This is a genomic window from Amycolatopsis sp. NBC_00355, from assembly GCF_036104975.1.
Classification (GTDB): domain Bacteria; phylum Actinomycetota; class Actinomycetes; order Mycobacteriales; family Pseudonocardiaceae; genus Amycolatopsis.
Genome location: NZ_CP107982.1, coordinates 8,483,487 through 8,508,629, shown reverse-complemented (window position 1 = coordinate 8,508,629; position 25,143 = coordinate 8,483,487). Strand labels below are relative to the sequence as shown.

Annotated in this window: 27 protein-coding genes and 1 pseudogene; 15 read left to right on the top strand and 13 right to left on the bottom strand. The window is 71.6% G+C overall.

Going from position 1 to position 25,143, the window contains the following annotated elements; translation table 11 throughout:
* Positions 1-17 precede the first annotated feature (17 nt).
* The gene (locus tag OHS18_RS39270) at positions 18-587 is read left to right on the top strand and encodes an NADAR family protein (RefSeq protein ID WP_328443828.1); all 570 of its coding nucleotides are present in this window, start codon (positions 18-20) and stop codon (positions 585-587) included.
* Between the two features lie 3 nt (positions 588-590).
* Here OHS18_RS39270 and OHS18_RS39265 read toward each other — a convergent pair whose 3' ends face one another.
* Positions 591-2,021 carry an alpha/beta fold hydrolase gene (locus tag OHS18_RS39265; protein ID WP_328614201.1) on the bottom strand — a complete coding sequence of 477 codons (1,431 nt, stop codon included), beginning with the start codon at positions 2,019-2,021 and terminating at the stop codon, positions 591-593.
* Between the two features lie 786 nt (positions 2,022-2,807).
* On the bottom strand, positions 2,808-3,512 hold the full coding sequence (locus OHS18_RS39260; RefSeq protein WP_328614200.1) for a FadR/GntR family transcriptional regulator: 705 nt from the start codon (positions 3,510-3,512) through the stop codon (positions 2,808-2,810).
* 76 nt (positions 3,513-3,588) lie between these two features.
* Here OHS18_RS39260 and OHS18_RS39255 point away from each other — a divergent pair, with 76 nt between their 5' ends.
* On the top strand, positions 3,589-4,461 hold the full coding sequence (locus tag OHS18_RS39255) for a carbon-nitrogen hydrolase family protein (RefSeq protein ID WP_328614199.1): 873 nt from the start codon (positions 3,589-3,591) through the stop codon (positions 4,459-4,461).
* Positions 4,458-5,783 (top strand): APC family permease, encoded by a 1,326-nt coding sequence (locus tag OHS18_RS39250; protein ID WP_328614198.1) that lies wholly within the window; start codon positions 4,458-4,460, stop codon positions 5,781-5,783. The genes OHS18_RS39255 and OHS18_RS39250 overlap by 4 nt, the downstream gene beginning before the upstream one ends.
* Here the strand turns inward: OHS18_RS39250 and OHS18_RS39245 are convergent, their stop codons facing one another.
* From OHS18_RS39245 to OHS18_RS39235, 3 genes are read right to left on the bottom strand one after another with little or no spacing between them, the layout of a single operon-like run.
* Positions 5,784-5,984 (bottom strand): hypothetical protein, encoded by a 201-nt coding sequence (locus OHS18_RS39245; protein ID WP_328614197.1) that lies wholly within the window; start codon positions 5,982-5,984, stop codon positions 5,784-5,786.
* A 22-nt stretch (positions 5,985-6,006) separates the two neighbouring features.
* Complete coding sequence (locus tag OHS18_RS39240; RefSeq protein ID WP_328443842.1) at positions 6,007-6,390, bottom strand: hypothetical protein; 384 nt, start codon at positions 6,388-6,390, stop codon at positions 6,007-6,009.
* A gap of 44 nt (positions 6,391-6,434) precedes the next feature.
* Entirely contained in the window at positions 6,435-7,190 is a 756-nt protein-coding gene (locus OHS18_RS39235) for an acyltransferase (RefSeq protein WP_328614196.1), read from the bottom strand.
* A gap of 52 nt (positions 7,191-7,242) precedes the next feature.
* Here OHS18_RS39235 and OHS18_RS39230 point away from each other — a divergent pair, with 52 nt between their 5' ends.
* On the top strand, positions 7,243-8,205 hold the full coding sequence (locus tag OHS18_RS39230) for a nucleoside hydrolase (RefSeq protein WP_328614195.1): 963 nt from the start codon (positions 7,243-7,245) through the stop codon (positions 8,203-8,205).
* Between the two features lie 11 nt (positions 8,206-8,216).
* Positions 8,217-9,350 carry a C40 family peptidase gene (locus OHS18_RS39225; protein WP_328618657.1) on the top strand — a complete coding sequence of 378 codons (1,134 nt, stop codon included), beginning with the start codon at positions 8,217-8,219 and terminating at the stop codon, positions 9,348-9,350.
* 351 nt (positions 9,351-9,701) lie between these two features.
* Here OHS18_RS39225 and OHS18_RS39220 read toward each other — a convergent pair whose 3' ends face one another.
* The 3 genes from OHS18_RS39220 to OHS18_RS39210 all read right to left on the bottom strand — a co-directional run bounded on the left by OHS18_RS39220 (position 9,702) and on the right by OHS18_RS39210 (position 12,723).
* The gene (locus OHS18_RS39220; protein ID WP_328614194.1) at positions 9,702-10,925 is read right to left on the bottom strand and encodes a glycosyltransferase; all 1,224 of its coding nucleotides are present in this window, start codon (positions 10,923-10,925) and stop codon (positions 9,702-9,704) included.
* Positions 10,926-11,056: 131 nt separating this feature from the next.
* The gene (locus OHS18_RS39215; RefSeq protein WP_328443850.1) at positions 11,057-11,878 is read right to left on the bottom strand and encodes a hydrolase; all 822 of its coding nucleotides are present in this window, start codon (positions 11,876-11,878) and stop codon (positions 11,057-11,059) included.
* The gene (locus OHS18_RS39210; protein ID WP_328614193.1) at positions 11,875-12,723 is read right to left on the bottom strand and encodes an alpha/beta fold hydrolase; all 849 of its coding nucleotides are present in this window, start codon (positions 12,721-12,723) and stop codon (positions 11,875-11,877) included. Before OHS18_RS39210 ends, OHS18_RS39215 begins: the two co-directional genes overlap by 4 nt.
* A 98-nt stretch (positions 12,724-12,821) precedes the next feature.
* On the opposite strand from OHS18_RS39210, the gene OHS18_RS39205 reads away from it, so the two are divergent.
* The 3 genes from OHS18_RS39205 (at position 12,822) to OHS18_RS39195 (ending at position 15,018) form a co-directional block, all read left to right on the top strand.
* Positions 12,822-13,193, top strand: coding sequence for a winged helix-turn-helix transcriptional regulator (locus OHS18_RS39205; RefSeq protein WP_328614192.1), 372 nt, complete (start codon positions 12,822-12,824; stop codon positions 13,191-13,193).
* Positions 13,194-13,334: 141 nt separating this feature from the next.
* A complete protein-coding gene (locus OHS18_RS39200; protein WP_328614191.1) occupies positions 13,335-14,474 on the top strand; it encodes a serine hydrolase domain-containing protein in 1,140 nt (379 codons plus the stop codon).
* A 7-nt stretch (positions 14,475-14,481) separates the two neighbouring features.
* Positions 14,482-15,018 carry a hypothetical protein gene (locus tag OHS18_RS39195; protein WP_328614190.1) on the top strand — a complete coding sequence of 179 codons (537 nt, stop codon included), beginning with the start codon at positions 14,482-14,484 and terminating at the stop codon, positions 15,016-15,018.
* 6 nt (positions 15,019-15,024) lie between these two features.
* On the opposite strand, the gene OHS18_RS39190 is transcribed toward OHS18_RS39195, so the two are convergent.
* A complete protein-coding gene (locus OHS18_RS39190) occupies positions 15,025-15,393 on the bottom strand; it encodes a VOC family protein (RefSeq protein WP_328614189.1) in 369 nt (122 codons plus the stop codon).
* 86 nt (positions 15,394-15,479) lie between these two features.
* On the opposite strand from OHS18_RS39190, the gene OHS18_RS39185 reads away from it, so the two are divergent.
* The gene (locus OHS18_RS39185) at positions 15,480-16,109 is read left to right on the top strand and encodes a winged helix-turn-helix transcriptional regulator (protein ID WP_328614188.1); all 630 of its coding nucleotides are present in this window, start codon (positions 15,480-15,482) and stop codon (positions 16,107-16,109) included.
* A gap of 4 nt (positions 16,110-16,113) precedes the next feature.
* Here the strand turns inward: OHS18_RS39185 and OHS18_RS39180 are convergent, their stop codons facing one another.
* Complete coding sequence (locus OHS18_RS39180) at positions 16,114-16,965, bottom strand: SDR family oxidoreductase (protein ID WP_328614187.1); 852 nt, start codon at positions 16,963-16,965, stop codon at positions 16,114-16,116.
* A 76-nt stretch (positions 16,966-17,041) separates the two neighbouring features.
* Here OHS18_RS39180 and OHS18_RS39175 point away from each other — a divergent pair.
* A pseudogene (locus OHS18_RS39175) lies at positions 17,042-17,758 on the top strand (helix-turn-helix transcriptional regulator); the annotation flags it as partial.
* A 17-nt stretch (positions 17,759-17,775) separates the two neighbouring features.
* Here OHS18_RS39175 and OHS18_RS39170 read toward each other — a convergent pair.
* Positions 17,776-18,957: an MFS transporter gene (locus tag OHS18_RS39170; protein ID WP_328614186.1), complete on the bottom strand. Its 1,182-nt coding sequence runs from the start codon at positions 18,955-18,957 to the stop codon at positions 17,776-17,778.
* Between the two features lie 31 nt (positions 18,958-18,988).
* On the opposite strand from OHS18_RS39170, the gene OHS18_RS39165 reads away from it, so the two are divergent.
* The 3 genes from OHS18_RS39165 to OHS18_RS39155 all read left to right on the top strand — a co-directional run bounded on the left by OHS18_RS39165 (position 18,989) and on the right by OHS18_RS39155 (position 21,573).
* Positions 18,989-19,375, top strand: a complete 387-nt coding sequence (locus OHS18_RS39165; protein WP_328614185.1) for an MmcQ/YjbR family DNA-binding protein — start codon at positions 18,989-18,991, stop codon at positions 19,373-19,375.
* Between the two features lie 178 nt (positions 19,376-19,553).
* Positions 19,554-20,129, top strand: coding sequence for a PadR family transcriptional regulator (locus OHS18_RS39160; RefSeq protein ID WP_328443870.1), 576 nt, complete (start codon positions 19,554-19,556; stop codon positions 20,127-20,129).
* A 10-nt stretch (positions 20,130-20,139) separates the two neighbouring features.
* On the top strand, positions 20,140-21,573 hold the full coding sequence (locus OHS18_RS39155) for an FAD-dependent monooxygenase (RefSeq protein ID WP_328614184.1): 1,434 nt from the start codon (positions 20,140-20,142) through the stop codon (positions 21,571-21,573).
* 38 nt (positions 21,574-21,611) lie between these two features.
* Here OHS18_RS39155 and OHS18_RS39150 read toward each other — a convergent pair whose 3' ends face one another.
* Both OHS18_RS39150 and OHS18_RS39145 read right to left on the bottom strand, forming a co-directional pair.
* Positions 21,612-22,130, bottom strand: coding sequence for a GNAT family N-acetyltransferase (locus tag OHS18_RS39150; protein WP_328614183.1), 519 nt, complete (start codon positions 22,128-22,130; stop codon positions 21,612-21,614).
* Positions 22,131-22,140: 10 nt separating this feature from the next.
* Positions 22,141-23,037, bottom strand: a complete 897-nt coding sequence (locus tag OHS18_RS39145; RefSeq protein ID WP_328614182.1) for a TetR/AcrR family transcriptional regulator C-terminal domain-containing protein — start codon at positions 23,035-23,037, stop codon at positions 22,141-22,143.
* 137 nt (positions 23,038-23,174) lie between these two features.
* On the opposite strand from OHS18_RS39145, the gene OHS18_RS39140 reads away from it, so the two are divergent.
* Entirely contained in the window at positions 23,175-23,879 is a 705-nt protein-coding gene (locus OHS18_RS39140; protein WP_328614181.1) for a DUF2306 domain-containing protein, read from the top strand.
* Positions 23,880-24,025: 146 nt separating this feature from the next.
* The gene (locus OHS18_RS39135; protein ID WP_328614180.1) at positions 24,026-25,000 is read left to right on the top strand and encodes a chitinase; all 975 of its coding nucleotides are present in this window, start codon (positions 24,026-24,028) and stop codon (positions 24,998-25,000) included.
* Positions 25,001-25,143: the final 143 nt, after the last annotated feature.

The following is a 25,143-nucleotide window of genomic DNA, read 5'->3' as shown; positions in this document are numbered from 1 at the left end:
TGTGGTCCACTAGACGGATGGTTGTGAAGGTCGACGGTGTCCGCAGTATCGAAGCGTTGCGCGAAAAGGTCCACGAGGGTGCGGAGCCCGAGTACCTGCTGTTCTACGGCCACGCGCCCTCCAAGACGGGGCGCGCAACAGCGAGCTGCCTGAGCCAGTGGTGGGTGGACCCGTTCGAGGCCGGCGGCGTGCGTTACCCGTCCGCCGAGCACTACATGATGGCGGGCAAGGCCGAGCTGTTCGGTGACCACGAGAAGGCCGAACTGATCCGGCAGGCACCCGACCCGAAGACCGCGAAGGTGCTTGGCCGCGAGGTCTCCGGGTACGACAACGAGACGTGGGAACGGCACCGCTACGACATCGTCGTCGACGGCAACCTCGCCAAGTTCGGCGCGCACCGCGACCTGCGCCGCTTCCTCCTCGGCACCGGTGACGCCGTGCTCGTCGAGGCGTCGAAGAAGGACCTGGTCTGGGGCAGCGGGCTCGCCCGCGAAGAGAAGAACGCCGAAAAGCCGGACTACTGGCGCGGGCTGAACCTGCTCGGCTTCGCGCTGATGGAGGTCCGCGAGCAGCTGCGCAACCGCTGACCCTCAGGGAGCGGGGATCGGCGCCCCGGCGCACGACGCCGACGTCGTCATGCCCGTGTCGAAGAACGTGACCGCGGCGTCGGCGCAGGGCAGGGACGACAGCGAGCCGTGGGCGTCGTCCTCGATCGTCATCAGCGCGCCGCCGATCCGGCCCCGCATCGCCAGGGCCCAGCCGATCGGCGTCACCGGCTCGTAGGTGTGGCCGACGAGCTGCAACGGGCTGGTCCCCGGGGTGAACGCCCACGGCCGGGCGGGCAGGGGCCAGCCGACGCAGAGTTGCTCGTAGAGGCCGTAGCCGCCGGCCACGGGGAGGCGTTTCTTCCGGTCGAGGCGGTGCTGCCAGACGGTCTCGAAATCGCGGGGACTCGGCGACTCGGTGCAGAGCAGCGCCGTCTGCTGGAAGTGGTTGAACGCGTACGGCTCGCCGTCCCAGCCGAGGCGCGGCTGCGGCTTTCGGCTGGTTGCCGGTGTTCCACCGGCGCGGATGAGGGCCAGCTGCTTCGCCAAGTCCGCCCAGTCGCGGCGGGGGTTGGCGAGCATGCCGTTGACGGTCGCGCCATCGACGTCGCCGCGCGGGTGTGCGGTGAGTTCGGCCCGCAGGCCGAGCAGGGCTTTGGCGACCTCAGGCTCTGTGGTCCCGAAGTGGTAGACGGCGTCGTAGCGGGCGATCCACGACGCGAAGTCGTGGAAGGTGTTCTCGCCGGCGGTGGTCTGGCCGTCGTCCATCGCCGTGACGTTCAGGTCCGGCGGCATGACGGAGTCGAGCAGCATCTTGTCGACGTGGGCGTCGAACATGGTCCGGTATTGCGCGCCGAGCGCCGTGCCCCACGAGACGCCGTAGTAGCCGATCTTGTCCTCGCCGAGGGCTTCGCGGATGCGGTCCAGATCGCGGGCGATGGTGGGCGTGGTCAGGTTCCGGACGAACGCGGGATGGGCGTCGACGCACGCGCGGTTCGCCGCGGCGGCGCGTTCGGCGGCTTGCCGGGCTTGCTCCTTTTCCGGCAACGATGGGTCGGGCTCGGTGGTGTCGCCCGGGCACGGCAGGTCGGCGCTGTACCCGACCCCGCGCGGATCGAAGCCGACCAGATCGTGGTGGACGCCGATGCCTCCGGCGCGGCTGTCGGCGAGGTCGCCGGGCATGCCGAGGCCGGATTGCCCGGGCCCACCGGGGTTCAGCAGCACGGCCGGCCCGGTCCGGTCCCCGCTGGCCCGGACGCGGCTGACGGCGATGTCGATTTTCGGCCCACCGGGATCGGCGTAGTCGAGCGGCACCGGCACCTGCGCACATTCGGTGCGGTGGTCGCCGGGATCCCACCCCTTCGCGACGGCCGAGCAGAGCTGCCAGGAGAGCCCGTCGGCAGCGGCGATGGCGGGAGCGACGGGAAGCAGCACCGCGGCGGCGAGCACCGGGACGGCGAACCGGGAGATCGACATGAGCCCAGCCTCGCGGGCGACGCGGCTGCCGATGATCGGCCGATCAGCCGATGATCACCGCCGAACGGCCACGGGTTCGCGGTTCTGGCTTGCGGGCTTCTGGTGTGATCGGACGCCGACCACATGGCATTCGTCGAACTGCGGCCATGGCCGTCCTCCTCGCTCAGCCTGGTCAGCCAGCTGCCTGGCTCGAGCGCCGCCTCGTCGGCCGCCACGCCGGCGGTGACGATCTCCAGCGTGACCGGCTGGGACGTGGCCGATTCCCGACCACGCCGAGCGCCGACCGGTTCCGGACCGCGGCCGCATGCGCGCTGTCGTCGGTCCACGGCCACGGCCGGGTTCTCGACCACCGCCGCACGCGCCGTCGTCGGTCCACGGCTAGAACCGGATTTCGACCACGGCCACGCGCGCCGTCGTTGTCCACGACCACGACGGGTTCCCGACCGCAACAACACGCGCCATCGTCAGTCCACGACAACAGTTCGATTCCGATCGCAGCCACACGCGCCGTCGTCGACCACGGCAACAGCTGAATTCCGACCACTGCCACACGCGCCGTCGTCGTCCACGGCTAGAGCCGGATTTCGACCGCGGCCACGCGCGCCGTTGTCGTCCACGACCACTGTCGGGTTCCGACCGCGGCGAGCTGATGTCGTGGTCAGTCGGCGACCTCCGCCTCGGCGGCCGGCCTTCGCCGAAATCCGGTGCACTTCAGTTCTGGGCGATCCTCGAACACGATGGTCTCAAGACCGTGGTCATCACCCTGACCACGAGGGGATCCCCAGGTCAGGTGAGGCCGACGAACATCGTCTGGTGCAGCCCGCTCACGTGGTCGCGGGTTATCCGGGTCGCCGCCTCTCGGTTTCCCGAGGCCAGGGCCTTCACCAGCTTTGCGTGCTCGCCGTTGGACTCGCGCAGCGTCGCCAAGGGGTACGGCAGGTAGAACCGGTACAACTCGGTCAGCACCGCTTCGTACTGGCGGACCGCTGCGGGCGGGCCCGGCGCGGCGACCGTCCGGTGAAACTCCGCGTCCAGCTCGTGGAACTCCGCCCAGCCCGTCGCCGTGTCCATTCGGGCGACCAGTTCCCGAAGGCGCTCGACGTCCGGGCGGCGTCTGGCCACCAGCTGGACCAAGCCTGTCTCCAGCACCAGGCGGTGGTCGATCAACTCGCGGACCTCGGCGGCCGACTCGAAGTAGGCGACGACCTCGTTGACCCGCTTCCCCGGGGGGTGCTCGGCGACCAGGGTGCCGCCGCCGCGGCCACGGCGTCGCTCGATCAGGCCGTCTTCGGCCAACGTCTCCAGGGCGCGGCGGACCGTGATCTCGGCGACGCCCAGGGCGCGGGCGATGTCGCCGTTCGGCGGCAGCCGCTCCCCCGGCTTCAGCAGGCCCAGCTCGACGGCGAGGGCGATCCGGGCGCGGACCGTGTCCAGTGCCGACAGCCGCCGGATGCCGGTCAGCTCGGGGGCGTCCAGGTCTGCCGTGGCCATGAACCCGACCGTACCGCACAAATTGCTCATCTTGAGCACTCTTGTTTAAGTGTTCAAGATGGACTATTTTCCGTCCATGCCGCGCCCACTCCCGATCGCTCTGGTGCAAGCGCCGCCCCGGCCCGGCTCGGCCGGGTTCGCTCGCGAGGTCGAAGCCGTCCTGAGCCGGTTTCCGGACACGCGCCTGGCCGCCTTCCCCGAGCTGCACCTCTGCGGTGTCGACGGCGAGGGCGACGAGCGCACCGCGCAGCTGCGGGCCGCCGCGGAGCCGTTGCACGGACCGCGGACCAAGGAGCTCGGCGAACTGGCCGGTGACCTGGGGATCTGGCTCGCTCCGGGCACGGTTTGCGAAGATGGCGACCACGGCGAGCTGTTCAACACGGCCCTGGTCTTTTCGCCGCAAGGCGAGCTGGCCGGCTGGTACCGCAAGGTCTTCCCCTGGCGGCCGCACGAACCGTACGACCCCGGCAAAGAGTTCGTTGTCGCCGATCTGGCCGACGCCGGGCGCGTGGGCTTCTCGATCTGTTACGACGCGTGGTTCCCCGAAGTGACCCGCCACCTCGCGTGGATGGGCGCCGAGGTGGTGCTCAACCCCGTCCAGACCACGACCCCCGACCGCGCCCAGGAACTGGTCCTGGCCCGGGCGAACGCGATCGTCAACCAGGTGTTCGTCGCGAGTGTGAACACGGCCGGGCCATTCGGCATGGGCGACAGCCTGCTCGTCGGGCCGGAAGGTGACGTCCTCGGCGCGCTGCCCGGGCCCGGCGAGGGCGTCCTCGCGCACACGATCGACCTCGACGAGGTGGCGCGCGTGCGCCGGGACGGCACCGCGGGCACCAACCGGATGTGGGAGCAGTTCACTCCGGCCGACATGCCGCTGGCCCTGCCGCTCTACCAGGGCCGGATCGACCCTGATCGCTGGCGTCCACGAGAAGGAGACGACCGATGACCTCCACGGCCGCGGCCCCGGCCGCCCTGCAGCGCCGGCTCGGCCTGCCCGGCGTCGTCCTGTTCGGGCTCGCCTACATGGCGCCGTTGATCGTGCTCGGCACGTTCGGCATCGTCGCGACGACGACCGAGGGCACGGTGCCCTCGGCGTACCTGCTCGCCCTGGTCGCGATGCTGTTCACCGCGGCCAGCTACGGGAAGATGGCCGCCACCCACCCCGTCGCCGGCTCGGCCTACACCTATGTCCGGAAAGCGGTCGACGCGCGCGCCGGGTTCCTCGTCGGCTGGGCGGTGCTGCTCGACTACTTCTTCCTGCCGATGGTGATCTGGCTGATCGGCGGCGCCTACCTGTCAGCCGAGTTCCCGGGCGTGCCCAATTGGATCTGGTTGATCAGTTTCATCCTGCTGACGACGATCCTGAACGTCCTCGGCATCCAGATCGCCGAGAAGGCGAACTTCGTGCTGATGGCGTTCCAGATCCTGGTGATCGGCTTTTTCGTCGTTCTTTCGATCAAGCAGGTGCTGCACGTCGGGGACGCGCTGGCCAGCACGCAGCCGTTCTTCCATCCCGGCACCACGCTGGGCACGATCTCCGGCGGCGCCGCCCTCGCGACGTACTCCTTCCTCGGCTTCGACGCCGTGACGACGTTGACCGAGGAGACGACCGAGCCGCGCAAGACGATCCCGCGGGCCATCCTGCTCACCGCGTTGATCGGCGGCGGCATCTTCATCGTGCTGGCCTACTTCACCCAGCTCGCCCACCCGGGCAGCTCGTTCACCGACGAGTCGTCCGCCGCGTTCGAAATCGCGACGACGATCGGCGGCAACCTCTTCGCTTCGTTCTTCCTCGCCGGCCTGGTCGTGGCGCAGTTCGCGTCGGGGATCGCTGCACAGGCGAGCGCGTCGCGGCTGATGTTCGCGATGGGCCGCGACGGCGTGCTGCCGCGGGTCTTCGGCAAGCTCCAGCCGAAGTTCGCGACGCCGGTGTTCGGCATCGTCCTGACCGGGATCGTCGGGCTGGTCGCGCTGGCCCTGGACGTCAGCACGTCGACGTCGTTCATCAACTTCGGCGCCTTCACCGCGTTCACGTTCGTCAACGTCAGCGTGATCGCGACCTGGCTGCGCGACCGGTCCGGGAAACGGGCGCTGACCTGGGTGGTCTTCCCGGTGATCGGCGCCGTGGTCGATCTTTGGCTGCTGGTCAACCTGGACGGCATCGCGCTGATCTTCGGACTGGTCTGGCTGGCGATCGGCGTCGTCGTCCTGGCGGCGATCACCCGCGGGTTCCGGCGGCCGCCGCCGGAGATGACCTTCGAGGAGTAGTCACGGGCAATCGCTCTCGCCGCCGCTCCACTCGACGCCCGCGCCGAGCCGGCTCGTCCAGGTGAAGGTCGCGCTCGCCGAGGCCGGATGGCCGGGGGCCGGTCCGATGCCGTACGCGGTCATCGCGCCTTCGACGAACATCAGCGGGCCGACGATCAGCCACACCACCGAGCCGATGGACAGCAGTGCGAAGGCGACCACGTCGCGGCGTCTCGCCACACGGTCAGCCGCCCGGGCACTGGTTGCCGCCGCCGCTGTGCTCCATGCAGTGGCGCGGCCATGGCGTGGGTGACGGCTGCGGCGCGTGGCGGACGTGGTCTACCCAGTTCATCCCGGCGACCGCGATGGCCACGAAAAGGCAGATCCCGAAGAACCACGTCCAGCCCCGGCGGCGCGTGGCCGCCGAGACGACCACACCCACCAGTGGCAGCCCGGCGCCGAGCCAGGCCGCCCAGGTCAGGTAGCCGTCGCCCTCGTGCGTGCCCGTGCCGAAGACCGGGAAGCTTGCCACGAACCCGAGGAACGCCAGGAACGGGACGACGAGCACCAGCCCCACGGCACACAGCGCCAGGACGACCGAGGCCCACAACGCACGGACTTCCCCCACCCGGTCAGTATGGCCGGGCGACGGGCGGCAAAGCCTGAGTAGATCTACTGCTCGCCGAGGGTTTTCTGCAGCGCCTTGTTCGCCTTGCGGGCCATGTCCGCGACGGCCTCGCGGCGCGCGGCGTCGGCGGCGTAGTCGTCTTCGCGGTTACGCACCACGCGGGCCGGCATGCCGACCGCGATCGAGTAGTCCGGGATGTCGCCGCGGACGACCGCGTGGGCGCCGAGTACGCAGCCGCGGCCGATGCGGGTGCCCTTCAGGACGCTGACCTTGGTGCCGAGCCAGGTGTCCGGGCCGATGCGGACCGGCGTCTTCACGATGCCCTGGTCCTTGATCGGGACGTGGATGTCCGAAATGACGTGATCGAAGTCACAGATGTACACCCAGTCGGCGACCAGCGTGGCCGCGCCGAGCTCGATGTCGAGGTAGCAGTTGATGACGTTCTGGCGGCCGAACACGGACTTGTCGCCGATCCGCAGCGAACCCTCGTGGCAGCGGATGGCGTTGCCGTCGCCGATGTGCACCCAACGGCCGATCTCCAGCCGGCCGTAACCCGGACGGCAGTGGATCTCGACGTTCTTCCCGAGGAACAGCATCCCGCGCAGGATGATGTGCGGGTTGGCGAGCCGGAACTTGAGCAGCCGGTAGTACCGGACCAGGTACCAGGGGGTGTACGCGCGGTTGCGCAGCACCCAGCGCAGCGAATCTCCGGTCAGGAACTTCGCCTGCCGCGGGTCGCGGCGCGCCTGCCGCCAGGCTCGCACCCGCGAAAGAGCGGGCGCACCCCACATCGACGTCATGCCGGTGACCGTAACCTGTGTGCGGGACGGGTTCACAGGCAAGGGGAGCTGGATGGGCACGAAGCTGATCATCGACACCGACCCGGGCGTCGATGACGCGCTGGCGATCGCGCTCGCCGCGGTCTCGCCGGACGTCGACCTGCTGGGCGTGACGACGGTCTTCGGCAACGTGCCCCTGGACAAGACCACGGCGAACGCGCGGCGGCTGCTGGAGCAGTTCGGCCGCACCGACGTGCCGGTCGCGGCCGGCGCGGCCCGTCCGCTGGTGTACTCGAAGCCGCGTGACGCGAAAGAGGTCCACGGCGGTGACGGCCTGTCCGGCCACGGCGACACGCTGCCCGACGCGACCCGGCCGCTCGACGAGCGGGACGCCGTCAGCCTGATGCTCGCGCTGCTCGACGCGGCCGACGAGCCGGTGACGATCGCGCCGATCGGGCCGTTGACGAACATCGCCGCGCTGCTGGCCGCGCACCCGGGCGCGCGGGAGAAGATCGCCCGGCTGGTGATCATGGGTGGCGGTGTCACCTTCGGCAACAGCACGACGGCGGCGGAGTTCAACATCTGGAGCGACCCCGAAGCGGCCCGGCGGGTGCTGGTCGAGGAGGACGTCCCGGTGGTGCTGGTGCCGCTGGACCTCACGCACCGGTGCGCCGTCGACGCCGACTGGCTGGCGAAGCTCGCCGAGTCCGGCCCGATCGGCGCGACGCTCGAGGGGCTCACCTCGACCTACCGCCGGCACTACACGCGGATCTTCGGCGAGGACCGGATGGTCATGCACGACGCCGTCGCGGTCGCCGAGGCGATCTCGCCCGGGATCCTGCACACCGAGACCTACCGGGTCGACGTCGACTGCGGGCTGGGCCCGGCGCGCGGCCAGACGCTGGTCGATCGGCGACGGCTCGGCGAAGAGGATCCGCAGTTCTCCCCCGGCCGGCTGATCGAGGTCGCGATGGACACCGACCTCGACGGCCTGCGCGGCTTCGTACTGGACCGGCTGACCGGGGCCGCGCGGTGAGCGACGAGCCCGTGGTCGTCCCGGAGGACACGCCCGAGTCGGCGCCACGCCGCCGCCGCGCCGGGATCGTCGTGGCCGCGGTCGTCGTGATCGCGGCCGCGCTCGTGGTCGCGATCCAGTTCGCGCCGAAGCAGGAGACGGCCGAGAACGCCGCGGCGACGGCCGTGCCGACGCTGTCGACGACCGTTGTCCCGAAAACGACCACGCCGCCGGCGACGCAGCCGAAGGTGCCGCAGGCGAGCGAGTTCGACGAGTGGGCGTCGAAGACCAGCCAGTGGCTCGACATCCCGCTGCGCGCGATGACCGGCTACGCGAAGGCCACGGTGACGCTGACCAAGGAGATCCCGGGCTGCCACCTGTCGTGGGTGACGCTGGCGGCGATCGGGAAGGTCACGTCGGATCACGGTCGCGCGCAGGGCGGGCAGCTGGGCACCACCGGTGTGCTGACCAAGCCGCTCGGCACGATCGAGGTGCGCGACTTCTACAACAAGGTCGTCTCGACGGCGAACGCCGCCGGGCCGATGCAGCTGTCGCCGGCGCTCTGGGCGAAGTACAAGACGAGCGCGTCGGGCGGCAACCCGGACGTGCAGAACATCGACGACGCCGCGCTGGCCACCGGCCACGCGCTGTGCGCCGACGGCCACGACCTCTCGCAGGGGCAGACCTGGTGGGACTCGGTGAGCGCGCTGCAGTCGGCGCCGCTGTTCCTGCACCGGACGCTCGCGACCGTCAACGTCTACGGCACGGTCGGCCAGGGCACGGCGGCGCCGAACGCGGCGGTGCTGAGCGCGGTCAACTTCGCCATCGACAAGATCGGCCTCCCCTACATCTGGGGCGGCAACGGCACCGGCGGCCGCGACCCGGGCTTCGACTGCTCAGGCCTGACGACGGCGGCCTACGCGAGCGCGGGCGTCAAGCTGATGCGCACGGCCGACACGCAGTACCGCAGCGTGCAGCACGTGACCGAGCCGCAGCTGGGCGACCTGATCTTCTACGGCGAGCCGACGACGAAGATCCACCACGTCGGGCTGTACATCGGCAACCAGCAGATGATCGACGCGCCGCAGACCGGCCAGGCTGTACAGGTCCACACGTACCGCAAGGACGGCGACGACTACGCGGGAGCGGGCCGGCCGACCGCCTGATCCGCGAGCCGGAGTGGAGAGCGCGGCGCGGGAGTGTGACGCCTTGTCCGCGATCGTCGGACCAGGAGTGCGGCACGGGTAGCGGGCGCCTGATCGGCCATCGCCGGACGGAGCCGGGCCCGCACGGCCTTCTTCGCGAACCCACGGCGCTGGATGCGAAGACGCGGCGCGGCCCACGCGATGCGAAGCCGGACCGAACCAGGCCCGACCGGCCCTCTTCGCGAACCCAGCGCCACCGGATGCGACACGCGGCGCAGCCCACGCTATGTGGGACCAGGCCCGGCCCGATCGCCGAACCGGGCCGGGCCGGGCCGCGCGTCGCTGGGTGCGATGCGCGGCCCAGCCGTGCCGTCACGGACGTTTCTTGCCCGCGACCTCCAGGAGCGTCTTCGCGGCTGCCGTCGCCCCGTCGTCGCGGATCGTGCCGGCTACCGCCTGGGCTCGCGTCCGCATCCCGGGTGCCAACGCTGTGGCGAACGCGGCTGACAGCGACTCGACCGTCGGTGTCGAACCTTCGTGCGCCACGCCGATGCCCAGCTCGGCGACCCGGGCCGCCCAGTAGGGCTGGTCCGCGATCCGGGGCACCACCACTTGGGGCGCGCCGGCTCTTGCGGCCGTGGTGGTGGTGCCCGCGCCGCCGTGGTGGACGACCGCGGCCACCTTGCGGAACAGCGCCTGCTGGTTGACTTCGCCGACGACGAAGCAGTCGTCGGCGTCGTCGATCGCGGACAAGCCGGCCCAGCCGCGGCCGAGGACCACCCGGCGGCCCTGCGCGCGGGCCGCCTCGGTGGCCACCTGGGCGATGCCAGCTGGGGCGTACGCGGCCATGCTGCCGAAGCCCACGTACACCGGCGGTTCGCCGGCGTCCAGGAACGCCTCCAGGTCTTCCGGCAGCGGCCGGTCGTCGGGCAGGATCCACGCCCCGGTCTGCACGAGGTCGAAGTTCGTCATGCCCTCGGACGGGCACAGCGCCGGGTCCGCCGCCAGCCACGGCCGGTCGGTGAACACGTGGTCGCGGACGTTGTCGACCGGTGGCAGGCCGATCGCCGCCCGCCCGCTGTTCAACGCCGGGCCGTACAACGCGTTCACCCGCTCGGCGTCCTGCGCCCACCGCACCTCGAGGTCGGTCTCCTCGTCCGGGGACGGCGTTCCCGGCCGGATCCCCGGCGCGAACTGCCGCGACGGCAGCCCGAAGATGTGGAAACACGCGTACACGTACGGGATGCCCGCCTTTTCGGCCACATCGCGGGCACCGGCCGGCAACAGGCCGGTCGCCAGCAACACGTCGCATTCCTCCGCCACCGCGCCGAGCGTTTCGAACCGCGCGGCGACCAAAGCCGGAGCGAGTTTGAACGCGTCCTCCCCCGTCGGCGGCTTCGGGTTGGCGACCACCGAACGCACCGTCGGGCCGAGCGGCACCAGCGGTACACCGGCCCGCTCCAGCAGCGCCCCGAAATCGTCGTCCGGCGGCGCCGCCACCAGCGCCTCCGCCCCCAGTTCCCGCACCGCCACCGCGAGCCCCACCAGCGGTTCGACGTCCCCGCGCGATCCCCACGTCGTCAGCAAAACACGCACTGCAGAATCCCCATTTCCCCTGTTCCCGGCTTACGGCGGGCCATTGTGGAGCAACACCCCGGCCTTGCCGCAAGCCCCGGGGTCGGCTATAAATTGAAGGGGGCGAGGAAATGAGTCAACGCCACTGCCGGTCAGCCGAGGTGGTCGTTCGCCCCGCTCACCCAGCCGATGTAGCGCTCCGCGGATCTGCGCACCGCGCCTTTGGCGTCCCCGAGGACCGTGCCGCCCAGCAGGCCGTAAACGCGGTCGAACTCGTACGGTTCGAGCCGGTCGACGATCCGCCGCACCAGTCCCGCGGAAAGCGGGATCTTGTTCGGGTAGCTGCGCATGAACGTCACCCACCCCGCGTCGGCGACAGGCACGATCGTGTCGCCCGTCAGCAGCACGCCGCCGGTGTCGTTCGCGACGTGAGCCACCGCGGCGCCGGGGAAGTGGCCGCCCGCCTCGACGAGCGTCACGCCGGGCAGGATCCGCTCGGTGCCGGACCACTCCCGCAGCACCGGGTCCTCCCGCCGCACCCACTTCCGGTCGGCGCGGTGCACCAGCACCGGGACGCGGCCGAGCCGGTGGCTCCAGCTGACCTGCGAGCCGTACATGTGCGGGTGGCTGGCCACGATCACCGCGGCCCCGCCCAGCTCCTCGATCTTCGCGACCAGCGCCGGATCGAGGTGGTTCGGCGGGTCCCACAGCAGGTTGCCTTCGGCGGTCCGCACCAGGTGCGTCCACTGGTTGATGCCGAACGGCGGTTCGCGGTTGAACCGGTGCAGGCCCGGTTCCAGTTCGTGGTGCACCCCTTCGCGGCTGTCGGCCGCGAGCTTGTCCAGCGTCGTCCACACCTGACCGGAGGCAGGCACCCATTGCCGTTCGTCCGCGCAGATCGCGCACGCGCCGGCCGGGGGTCGTTCGGTGTCGGGGTGCTCGACCCCGCAGGTTCCGCAGATCCAGATCGTCATGGTGCCAGTCTTGAAGCTCCAGCTAGGTCGAGGTCAAGGAACGACGTCAGCAGCGGCGCGAGAACATCCGGGCGGTCCAGCGGGACGATGTGGCCGCAGTCCTCGACGAGGTGCTCCGTGAGATCTTCGGCGATCGGCCGCAGCTGCCGCGCGAGGGTGTCACCGACCGGATGGGCACCGATCGCCAAGGCCGGCACCGTGAGACGACCGGCCCCGGCGATTTGCGCGGCACTCGCGGGCATGGCGCGGTAGTGCTCGAACGCGCACCTCAGGGATTCGCGGCCGGTGTACGCGGCGGCGAAGTGCGTGCGGATTTCCGGTGGTACCTCACGGTCTCGCGTGCCGGCGTCGAGGAACCAGCCGATGTAGTCCGCTTCGTGGCCGGCCAGGACCGTCTCGGCGAGGCCGGGCACGGCGTGGAAGCCGAACCACCACGGCGGCCCGCCGGCGAGGAAGGCTTCGGCGCCGGGCAGGCGCCCGAGCAGCGACTCCATCAGCACGAGCCGCCGGACACGTTCGGGGCGTCGCGTCGCCAGCAGGAACGCGGGCGGGGCGCCCGCGTCGATGCCGACGACCGCCGCCGTCGGCTCGCCCAGCGCGTCGAGGAGGGCCTCGGCGTCCGTGGCGAGGTTCGCGGCGTCGTAGCCGCCGTCGGCGCGGGTGGTCGCGCCGAGACCACGCAGGTCCGGCGCGAGGACGCGGTGGTGGCGGGCCAGGTGCGGGATGACCGCCGACCAGAGCCGCCACGTATGCGGGAAGCCGTGCAGCAGCAGGACCGCGGGCCCTTCCCCGGCGTCGGCGACGTTGATCTTGATGCCGTTCGCCTCGACCCGATACTCGCGCACGCTGCCTCCTCGGCGGTTACCATTGGTTACCAGCAAACGGTAGGTAACAGCGTCCGCAGAGCCAAGAAGGCACTTTCACGACAGGTGGTGAGCTCCAGGTGACCCCCTCCGGGAGAGGCGACCTCTTCGACCCGAAATGCCCGACGCGCCGGCTGCTGGACCGGATCGGCACGAAGTGGACGTCGATGGCGGTCAAGGTGCTGGCCGAGGCCGAGCCGGACGAGGTGCGGTTCGCCGAGCTGCAACGGCGGATGCCGGGCGTCTCGCAGAAGATGCTTTCGGTGACCCTGCAGAGCCTCACGCGTGACGGCCTGGTCGCGCGCCGCGTCGAGGCGACAGTGCCGCCGAAGGTGCACTACCGGCTGACGGACCTGGGCCGGTCGCTCGAAGTGCCGCTCGCCGCGCTGCGGGACTGGGCGGAGGAGAACATGATGGCCATCGACCGGGCGCGGGACCTCGATCCGGGATAACGCAAGGCTTTCCGGCCGCCCATGACTTGCCGGAAATCGTGATGATCGTCTCCGCGCGGTCCCGGGTGGACGTCGGATCGGTGACGCGCACGGCATGCACCCTTGCCCCTGACGTCAATGTCAGGTTTTAACGTAGCTCGCATGACCGACATCCACGGAACGCACGACGACCGCTTCGACGACGTCCGCGCCGCGCTCGAGAAGAACGTCGACTCCGGCGAGGAACTGGGCGCGTCCCTCGTCGTCGACCTCGACGGCGAAGTCGTCGTCGACCTCTGGGGCGGCTTCCGCGACCAGGCCCAGACCCGCACGTGGGACGAGCACACCATCACCAACGTGTGGTCGACGACGAAGACCGTGACCAGCCTGGCCGCACTGATGCTCGTCGACCGCGGCGACCTCGACGTCCACGCGCCGGTCGCGAGGTACTGGCCCGAGTTCGCGGCCAACGGCAAGGAGGACGTCGAGGTCCGGCACCTGCTGTCGCACACGTCCGGCGTCTCCGGGCTCGACCGGCCCGCGGTCGTCGAGGACCTCTACGACCTGGAGACGTCGACGGCCCGGATGGCGGAGCAGGCGCCGTGGTGGGCGCCGGGCACGGCTTCGGGTTACCACGCGGCGAACTTCGGGCACCTGGTCGGCGAGGTCGTGCGGCGGGTGAGCGGGAAGCCGTTGAAGGCGTTCGTCGCCGAGGAGATCGCCGGGCCGCTGGGCGCGGACTTCCAGATCGGGGCCGCCGAAGCGGACTGGGGCCGGATCGCGGACGTCGTCCCGCCGCCACCAGCGCAGTTCGACCTCGACGCGCTGGGCCCGGACAACGTGCTCGTCAAGACGCTGACCGGGCCGGTCATCGACGCGAACGTCGCCAACACGCCGGCGTGGCGCCGCGCGGAACTCGGCGCGGTGAACGGGCACGGCAACGCGCGGTCGGTCGCGCGGATGCTGTCGGCGCTCGCCCGCGGCGGCACGGTCGACGGCGTCCGCCTACTCGGCCCCGACACGATCGACGTGATCTTCGAGGAGCAGGCGAACGGCGTCGACCTCGGGCTCGGCGTCCCGCTGCGCTGGGGCATCGGCTACGGGCTGCCGCTGCGCGAGACGGTGCCGTGGATCCCGGACGGCCGCGTCTGTTTCTGGGGCGGCTGGGGCGGTTCGATGATCATCATGGACCTCGACCGGCGGCTGACGATCTCCTACATGATGAACCGGATGGGTCCGGGCGTCATCGGCTCCGACCGCAGCGGCACGTACGTCCGGGCGGTTTACGACGCCCTGGGATGATCCCGGCATGGACTCGGGGACGACCACGCAGCTGATCACCGTCGGCGCGACGCTCGGCGGGGTCGTGCTGACCCTGCTGACCACCACGTTCGTGGAGGGCCGCAAGCTGAAGGCGACCCAGCGGGCCGAAGCGCAGAAGCGAGCGACGGACCAGGCCAACTGGCTGCGCGACGAGCGCGTCAAGGCGTACGCGAGCCTGTCGACGGCGAGCGAGGAGGCGTTCCAGCTGATCCGGGCGGAGTTCCCCGAGCTGCTGGAGAACCGGAAGGTGGTCGAGGCCCGGTGGCGCGAACGCCGTGGCGAGCTTCGCAAGGCCTACAACCAAGTCGAGCTGTTCGGCACCGAGGAACCCCGCCGGCGCGGCAAGGAACTGTGGAAGGCGGCCCGCAACGGTGTGAACGGCGTCCTCGCCGAGCTGGACGTCGAGGAACCGGTGGTGCGGCGGGAAAGTCTCGACCGGGTGCTGACGGGGATCAGCGAAGCGGGTGAACGGTTCCTGGAGGCCTGCCGGGCCGACGTCCAAGGCACGGCCGAGGAGGACTGAGCTCGGTCAGGCCGGGCCGGCGAGGCCGATCAGGTTGCCTTCCGGGTCGGTGAAGTGGGCGACCACCAGGTCGCGGTCAGGCGCGCGGTCCGGGCCCATCCGGCGCGTGCCGCCCAGGCGTTCGGCTTCCGCCAGCGCCGCCGCGACGTCCGGGACGCCCACGTAGAACACCGTGTGCCGCGCGAAAGACGCGCCGCCACCCACGCCGCCGGGGATGCCGTCCGTTTCCGCGAAACCGTAGTTGCCCGGCTCCGAAACCTGGTCCGACACCGGGCCCGACGTGTCGAACTCCCAGCCGAACAGCTCGCCGTAGTACCCGCGCAGCCCGGCCGGGTCGGTGCCGATGATCTCGAAGTGCACGACCGGAGCGGCCATGATCGGTTCCTTCCGTTCGACGTCCAGAGCCCCACCGTAGCCTGCATCAGTTGTTAAAAACAACCTCATGGTGGTAAATTTGCGCCATGCCGACCAGTCGCAGCTACGGAGACGCGTGCGCCACCGCCCGCGCGCTCGACGTCGTCGGAGAGCGGTGGGCGTTGCTCGTCGTGCGCGAACTCTTGCTGGGGCCGCAACGGTTTTCCGACGTCCGCCGCGCGCTCCCGGGCGCCAGCTCGAACCTCGTCACCGACCGGCTCCGCGAGCTCGAAGGTCGCGGCGTCGTAACCCGCCGGACGCTGCCGCCGCCCGCGGCTTCGACGGTCTACGAGCTGACCGCGTGGGGCCGGGAGCTGGAGCCGATCGTGCTCGCGCTGGGCGTGTGGGCCGCGAACGTCCCCCTCCCCGAGCCCGCGACGCTCGGCGCGACGTCGGTGCTGCTGTTCCTCCGCGGCTCCGCCCGTCCACACGGGATCGCCTGCTATCACGTCGAACTGGACAGTCGCGTGTGGACGGTCCGTACCGAACCGGGGCGCCTGACCGTCGAACCGGGCGAACCGGCCGGTCCGGACGCCGTCGTCCGGACCGACCCGCGCACCCTCAACGCGCTGCTCGAAAAGCCCGCCGGCCTCGACGCCGCGATCCGCGACGGCCGCGTCCGGATCGAAGGTGACCGGAAAGCCGTCCACAGGCTGCTGCGCGAACACGAAGCCTGAGCACTCAGGTGAACGCGGCGACGTGGTCCTCGGCCCACGCGGCGAAGCCACGCGCCGGGCGGCCGGTCACCGCGAGGACCGTCTCCGTCGTCGGCTGCGGCCGGTCGACCAGCGCCGCCAACCGCCGGATCCGCGCCTCGACGACGTCCGCCGAGCCGGCCGTGCCCAGGCCACGGGCCTCGAACGCCGTGGTCAGCTCGCGGCGGTAGTCATCGAGGTCCTGGACTTCGACGCGCACCGGCCGGCCGGTGGCGAGCCCGATCAGCTCGGCCTGGCGCCGCACCGTCAGCGACTCGGGACCGGTCAGCGTGTACTCCGCGCCGGAGTGCCCGGACGCCGTCAGCGCGCAGACGGCGACGGCGGCGATGTCGGCTTCGTGGATCAACGCCGAGTGCGAGCCGGGGAACGGGTCGCGCACCACGCCGGCCGTCCGGATCGGCTCGCTCCACAGCAGCCGGTTGGCCGCGAACCCGCCGGGCCGCAGGAACGTCCACGGGATTCCCGAGTCACGCACGGCCTGTTCGGCTTCGCCGTGGGCGCGGGTGATGGCGTCGTCCGACGCGGGGTCGGCGCCCGCCGCGGACAGCAGGACCACCTGCGCCAGGCCGCCCGCGCGGGAGAGGAAGCCGCCGAGCCCGGCCGTCCCGGCGTAGAGGAACACCTTCGTGACGCCGTTCAGCGCCGCGTCCCAGCTCCCGGGCCGGGCCAGGTCCGCCGCGACCACCTCGACGCCGCCGGGCAGCCGGGCGCGGCCCGGGTCCCGACCGGCCGCGCGGACGTCCTGTCCCGCGTCGAGCAGTTGTCCCACCAGCGCGCGGGCGATGTTCCCGCGGGCTCCGGTCACCAGAATCGTCATGTCATCAGGCTGGTCCCGACCAGGGCGATCGGGGTAGGCCGACCGGTACCACCCCGGGCGGGGTGATGATGGCACGGTGGACAGCGTGGAACTGAGCGGTTTCCTGCGCAGCCGCCGGGCGCGGCTGCAGCCGGGCGACGTCGGGCTCGTGCCCGGCCCGCGACGCCAGACGCCGGGGTTGCGGCGCACGGAGGTGGCGCTGCTGGCCGGGATCTCCGTCGACTACTACGTGCGGCTCGAGCAGGGCCGCGGGCCGCGGCCGTCGGAGCAGGTCCTCGGCGCGCTCGGGCGGGCGCTGCGGCTGACCGGCGACGAGCACGCCTACCTCCGGCGGCTGGCCCACCCGGCGCCGGCGGCCCCGCCGCGCGAGGTGCCTGCCAACGTCCTGCGGCTGCTCGACCGCCTCGGCGACGTGCCGGCGATGGTGATCGACGCCGGTTACGACATGGTCGCCTGGAACCGGATGCTCGTCGCGCTGATCGGCGACCCGGCCGGCTGGCCGCCGCGGCGCCGCAACCGGTTGCGCCGGCTGTTCGACACCGGCGACACCATCACCGGCAACCGGCTGGACCTGGCCCGGCGGTGCGTCGCGGACCTGCGCGCGAGCGGGCGGTACCCGGCCGATCCGGCGGTCCGGTCGCTCGTGGACGAACTGCGCGAAGAGAGCCCGGAGTTCGCCCGGTTGTGGGCCGCGCGGGAGGTCGTGGTGCAGCGGACGCTGACCAAGCGGACCGTCCACCCGGTGGCCGGCGCGCTGGAGCTCGACTGCGAGATCCTCGCGGTGCCGGGCCACGAGCACCGGCTGCTCGTCTACACGGCGGCGCCGGGCAGTTCGTCGGCCGAAGGGCTGCTGCTGCTGGCTTCCCGCAGTGACGGCGCCAGTGCGAAGATCCCGAGCGTCACCACGACCGCCGACGACAACGCCCAGTGCAGCCCGACCCGCGTCGCCAACGCCCCGACCAGCACCGGCTCCACCAGGAACCCCAGGTAACCGCACGCGGCGACGGCGGCCACCGCCTGGCCCGGCTTGTCCGCCTGGTTGCGGCTCGCCACGCTCCACGCGATCGGCACGATCCCGGCCACACCGAGCCCGACCACCGCGAATCCCAGGATCACGGCGACCGGCCAGGGCGCGAGCAGGACCACGGCGAACCCCAGCACCGCGACCGTCGTCGCCGCGCGCGCGAACCGCACCGCGCCCGTCCGGGCCACGACCCGGTCGGCGACCAGCCGGATCGCGATCATCGTGGTCGAGAAGGCGAAGTAGCCCAAGGACGCCAGCGCGGGCGTCGCGCCGGTGACGTCGGCGAGGTACACCGCGCTCCAGCTGTTGACCGCGCCCTCGGCGACGAACCCGCAGAACGCGATCACGCCGAGCGGCACCAGCGCGCGGCTCGGCCACGCGAACGCCGCCTCGCCCTGACCGCGGTCGGCGCCGGTGAGGAACCGCGTGCGCGCCGCCCACAGCGCGAGCGCGAGCAGCACCGCGCCGGCGATCGGGAAGTGCACCGACACCGGGACGTGGGCCGCCTCCATCAGCGCGTCGACGCCGGAGCCCGCGAGGCCGCCGATGTTCCAGAAGGCGTGGAACCCGGCGAAGATCGGCCGGCCGTACCCCTCCTCGACCCGCGCCGCGTGCGCGTTCATCGCGACGTCGAGGAGGCTGTTGCCGACGCCGAGCACCACCAGCGCGGCGACGAACACCGGCGCCGACCAGGCGAACGCGACCAGCGGCAGGCCGGCGCACAGCACGACCGCGCCGAGCACGACGGCCGCGCGGCTGCCGATCCGGGCGAGCAGTGCCCCGGCTCCGAGCAGCGCCAGCACCGACCCGGCGGCCAGCCCGAACAGCCCCGTCGCCAGCTGCCCGGTGCTCAACCCCAGCTGCGCCTGCACCGCCGGCACCCGGGCCAGCCAGGTCGCGAACGCCGCGCCGCAGACCGCGAACACGACCGAGACCCCCAGGCGGGCCCGTTTCAGCTCCCCCGTCATACGGCCACCGTAGGAGATTACCCTGACGTCCATGGCCGGTTGGGACGACGTCGGCCGGATCGCGCGCGGGCTCCCCGAAGTGCTCGAGGAGAACGGCCGCGGGTATCTGGCCTGGCAGGTCGGGAAGAAGGGCTTCGCCTGGGAACGCCCGCTGCGCAAGGGCGATCTCGAAGCGCTCGGCGAGCGGGCGCCCGCCGGGCCGGTGCTCTGCGCGTACGTGCCGGACGTCGGCGTCAAGGACGTGCTGATCGCCGACGACCCGGCCGTTTTCTTCACCACTGCGCACTTCAAGGGCTTCCCGGCGATCCTCGTCGAGCTCGACCGCGTCGACCTGCCGACGCTCGACGAGGTGCTCACCGAAGCCTGGTTGTGCCGGGCGCCGAAACGGCTGGCGAAGGCGTGGCTCGAAAGCGGCTGAACTGCGGCGTTCGCTCCGCCCTTGCGGCGTTGAAGGTCGACTGCTGTCCACTGTGGAGGATGGTGCCGCGCCGCGGGTCGGCCTACCGGATGTCCGCCCTGCCGCTCGCCTGCGTCGGCGACCCGACTTGACCGGACCCGTATAGTCGGAACCGACTAATAGGGAGCGACTGACGACCATGGCAGCCCGCAAGATCCGCAACACCCTGGCGCTGGCCCTGCTGGGCCTCCTGCTGGAACGCCCGATGCACCCGTACGAAATGGCGTCCACGCTGCGCGAACGCCACAAGGACTCCAGCTTCAAGATCAATCCCGGGTCGCTCTACGACACGGTGGAGTCCCTGGCCAAGCACCGCTGGATCGAGCCGGTCGAGACGGTCCGGGAGGGCAACCGGCCGGAGCGGACCGTCTACACGCACACCGAGCTCGGCCGGCAGGAGTTCGTCGCCTGGCTGGACGAGCTCGTGCGCGTGCCGGTCGACGAGTACCCGAAGTTCGTCGCGGCGGTCAGTTACCTCGGCGCGCTCGGCCCGGACCGCGCCGCCGACGCGCTGGAAGAACGCGCCCGCCACCTCGCCGAACGCGTCGAAGGCGCGGAGACGGCCCTGGCGGACACGGTCGGCCAGGGGGCGCCGCGGCTGTTCATGATCGAGGTCGAGTACATCCGGCACGCCTGGCGGGCCGAGCTCGACTGGGCGCGCCGGACGGCCGCCGAAATCCGCAGTGGCTCCCTGCCCTGGCCCGAAACCTTCTGAGGGGAAGACCGTGCCCGATCTCGAAACCGACGTCCTCGTCACCGGCGCCGGCCCCGCCGGCCTGCTGCTCGCCGCCGAGCTCGCGCTGGCCGGCGTGGGCGTCACCGTCGTCGAACGACACCCGGAAAAGCCGCCGTTCTGCCGCGGGTTCAACCTGAACTCGCGCTCGCTCGACCTGCTGGCCCGCCGCGGGCTGGCCGCAGGCCTGGTCGCCGAAGGGCACCAGGTGCCGCACGCGCCGGCGACCGGCCTGCCGGAACCACTGCTGCTCGACGGCACCGCCACCGACCACCCGTTCTCCCTCGGCATCCCGCAGACCCGCGTCGAGGAGGTCCTCGAAGCCCGCGCACTCGAACTCGGCGCGGAACTCCTGCGCGGCCACGAACTGCGGAGCTTCACGCAGGACGCCGACGGCGTCACCGTGAACATCCACAATGGACTCACCGTCCGGGCGCGGTACCTCGTCGGCTGCGACGGCGGGCGCAGCACCGTGCGCAAGCACGCCGGGATCGGCTTCCCCGGCGTCGACGCGCGATGGTTCGCGCTGCTCGGCGACGTCGAATGCGAGCTGCCGTACGGGATTTCGTCCGGGCCGGACGGCCGGACGCTGTTCGTCATCCCGCGGCCGGAGTACGTCCGGATCGTCGTGCGGGAGGACGATCCGCCCGCGGACAAGGACACGCCCGTCACGCTCGAGCTGCTCCAGTCCCAGGTGGACGGGGTGCTCGGCCGGCACGTCGAGCTGCGCGCACCGCGCTGGCTGACCCGCTTCGGCGACGCCGCGCGGCTGGCCGAGCGCTACCGCGAAGGCCGGGTCCTGCTGGCGGGCGACGCCGCGCACATCCACCCGCCGGCCGGGGCGATCGGCGTCAACGTCGCGCTCGACGACGCGTTCAACCTCGGCTGGAAGCTCGCCGCGACGGTGCGCGGGACCGCACCGGAAGGCCTGCTCGACACTTACCACGCCGAGCGGCACGCGGCGGGCGAGCACATCCTGGCCAACACCCGCGCGCAGGTCGCGCTCTCGGAGGCCGCGGCGGCGGAACCGCTGGCCGACCTGATGCGCCGCGTCGCCACGCACCCCGCGGGGCAACGGGCGCTGGCCGAGATCATCACCGGCCTCGACGCCCGCTACGAGCCGGCCGGGCACCCGTGGCTCGGCCGCCTCGCCCCGGACCTCCCGTTGCGGGGCGACGTGACCCACCTCGCCGCGCTGCTGCACCCCGGCCGTCCGGTCCTCCTCGACCTGACCTCCGAGCGCGCGTTCGCCGCGTGGGCACCGGGAATCGACGTGGCCGCCGCACAGTCCACTTCGGACGTCGGGGCGCTGCTGCTGCGGCCGGACGGGCACGTCGCCTGGCTGACGACGGGTACGGACGACACGGGCCTCGCGGAGGCGATCCACCGCTGGGTCGGCGACATCCCGGTCCCGGCTTCCGCTTGACCAACGCGCCCCAAGGCCAGATTGGGGCGGTCGGGGCCTCAGCGCGGGCGGTTCAGGATCGCTCGTTGCTGCAAGCGGCCGGCGACCGGGAACGTGCTGTGCGGCGCGAACCCGAGTTTCGCCACCACCCGGGCCGACGGCGCGTTCGCCGGCTCGTAGATCGCCAGCAGCCGATCGGTGAAACCGGACGAGAAGACGTGGTCGCGCACGGCCGTCGTCGCCTCGGTCGCGTAACCGCGGCCCCAGCACGGCCGGGCGATCCACCAGCCCATCTCCACCGCGGGGTGGCCGAGGCCGGACTCGATGTTGTCACGGCACACCAACGCCACCACGCCGTCGAACGAGCCGGGCGCCGCCGACACCGCGAACCAGCCGAAGCCGTGCTCGGCCCAGTGCTCGAGTGTCGCGCGGTGCTTGGCGAGCGTGTACTCGCGGGTCCACGGCTCGCCGGTGCCGACGTACCGGACCGTGTCGGGCACCTGGGCCAGCGCGAACAGATCGTCGAAGAAGGCTTCGGACCACGCGTGCAGCGTGAGCCGTTCCGTGGTGAGCAGCACCACGGTGAGTCTAGGACTCCCCCAGCAGCGCGGCGATTCCGTCGAGCTGGACCCGCAGCCCGAACTCGAACGCCTCGTCGAGGTCGACGTCGGCCAGCCCGGTGATCGTGTCCGCGAGCGCCGGGAACCGGCCCGACTCGAGGTGCCCGGTCAGCAGGGCCATGTCGGCTTCGAGACGCTGGGAACCGGTGATGCCGGTGTCCTGCTCGGCTTCGACCTCGATGGCGTGGCTCACCGCGAGGCCGCCGACCCAGCCGTTGAGCGTCATGATCACCTGCAGCCTCGTCCGGCGGTGCAGCCCGGTGCCGGTCAGCGCCCGCAGCATCCAGTCGACCAGCCGCAGCCCGCTCGGCACCACCGGCGGCCGCACCAGCGAGTTCAGCATCACCGGCGCGAGCCACGGGTGCCGCCGGTAGGCCCGCCACTGCGTCCGCGCGGCCAGTTCCAGCCGCGGCCGCCACCGAGCCGGGCCCGGCTCGGGCAGCTCCTCGGCGCCGAGCGCGGCGTCGGCCATCAGCCGGACCAGCTCTTCCTTGTCCGGGACGTGCCGGTACAGGGTCATCGGGCCGACGCCGAGCTCGGCCGCGAGCCGGCGCATCGACAGCGCCCCGCGGCCTTCGGCGTCCGCCAGCGCGATGGCCGCCCGGACGAGCCGCGCCCGGCCCAGCGGCGGCTTCTGCGGCGTCCGGTCGCTCACCACCGTGCCGCTGCCCGGCACCGCGCGGACCCAGCCCTGCTCACCCAGCACGGTCAGCGCCTTCGCCGCGGTCGCCATCGCGACGCCCCATTCGCGCACCAGCGACCGGGTCGACGGCACGCGCTCGCCGGGCCGCAGCTCACCGGCGGTGATCCGGCGCCGCAGGTCCGCCGCGATCCGCAGATACGGCGCCTGCTCGGCCACGAACACCTCGATCCGTACTAGAACACTTCCCCCGGCCACCTAGAACGGTTTCAGGGTACTCCCCCATTGTCACCAGCAAGGATTGCCGCGTCCTCCCGCAGGTCCATACGGTGCCGGTACAGCGTAAAAGACAGGGGGACGGCATGACCACGACAGAGAAACCGGCGAGCCCGAGCGGGACCCGGCGCGCCACGCCGTGGTGGCGCCGGCCGTGGGTGTTCCCGCTGGGCCTGATCGTCACGGTGTTCCTGGTGTTCTCGCTCCCGCCCTACCTCGGGCTGGACCCGGCCCAGTCGCGGATCCCGGCCCCGGACGGCGTCGCCTGGTACTACCCGGTGCTGGTCACGCACATCGGCTTCGCGACGGTCGCGATGGTGACCTGCGCTCTGCAGATCTGGCCGTGGCTGCGGCGGAAACACCCCGTCGTGCACCGCCGCACCGGCCGCGTGTACGTCTTCGCGGGCGCCATCCCGGCGTCGATCGCGGGGTTCGCCATCGCGGTCGCCGCGCCGTTCGGGCCGGTCGGCGCGGTGTCGAACGTCCTGCTCGCGACGCTCTGGTTCGGCTGCACCGTGCAGGGCTACCGGATGGCGCGGACGCGGCGCTTCGGCGACCACCGGCGCTGGATGATCCGCAGCTTCGTGCTGTGCATGTCCATCATCAGCAACCGGATCTGGGCGATCGTCTGGTCGCTCGTGCTCCCCGGGCAGCTGGACACGACGTTCGGCGGCAGCGAACTGGCGCTGGGCCAGGCGATCGCCGGGCTGACGACGTGGACCGGCTGGGTGATCCCGTTCCTGATCGCCCAGTGGTGGCTCGACCGGGGACGCCGGCGCGCGACGGCGTGAGAACGGGCGGAGCCGGCCGTGGGGCCGGTTCCGCCCCATCACCCGCTGTCATGCCCCGAACGGCCTATGGTCCGGACCACATTAATGGTCTATACCAATTAGGTCCGGAATTCCCGCCGCCGCGCTGGTTGTCGTGGAGGTCCCCCATGCGTCTCCCCCGTCTCCGTTCGCTCCTGGCCGCTTTGGGCGGTTCGGCCGTGCTGGCCACCGGGTTCGCGGCCCCTGCCGGCGCCGCCGCCGGCTCGCCGATCCCGGTCGGCCCCTACGTCGACATGGGCGCGTGGCCGACGCCCAGTCTGTCGGCGATGTCCGCCGCGAGCGGCGTCAAGGGCTTCACGCTCGCCTTCGTCAACTCCTACGGCTGCAAGGCCAGCTGGTTCGGCGCGTACGACCCGCGCACGGCGTGGCAGAAGGACGAGATCACCAAGATCCGCAACGCCGGCGGCGACGTCAAGATCTCCTTCGGCGGCGCGTCCGGCATCGAACTGGCCCAGGCGTGCAGCACGTCGGCGCAGGTCGCGGCCGAGTACGACGCGGTCGTCAAGGCGTACGGCCTGAAGTACGCCGACTTCGACATCGAGGGCGCGGCCGTCGCCGACCCGGCGTCGATCACCCGCCGTTCCCAGGCACTGAAGACGTTGCAGACCAACAACCCGGGGCTGAAGATCTCACTGACCCTGCCGGCGCTGCCGACCGGCCTCGACGCGAACGGGCTCAACGTCGTCAAGGCGGCCAAGGACGCCGGCGTGAACCTGGACCTGGTCAACATCATGGCCATGGACTACTACCAGGGCGCGGGTGACCAGGGCGCGAAGGCGATTTCCGCGGCGAAGGCCACGCAGGCGCAGCTGAAGTCGCTGTACGGACTGAGCGACGCGGCGGCCTGGAAGAAGGTCGGCGTCACCCCGATGATCGGCGTCAACGACTCGCAGAACGAGATCTTCTACCAGAAGGACGCCAAGGCCTTGGTCGCCTTCGCCAAGTCGGTCCACCTGGGCATGCTGTCGTTCTGGGAAGCGGGGCGGGACGCGAACGCGTGCACCGGGGCGCTGTACAAGTGCACGAACGTGCCGCAGGCGAAGTACGAGTTCGCGAAGATCTTCGCCGGCTACACGGGCTGATCCGTCGCCGGGCGGGGTCTGCGGACCCCGTCCGGTGGGCCGGATGGTCCGGTGGACGAACACGCCTCCTCCTTCGGCGCCGTCGCGTACGCCGAGCACCGGCCCGGTTACCCCGAGGCCGCCGTGCGGTGGGCCGGGTTGTG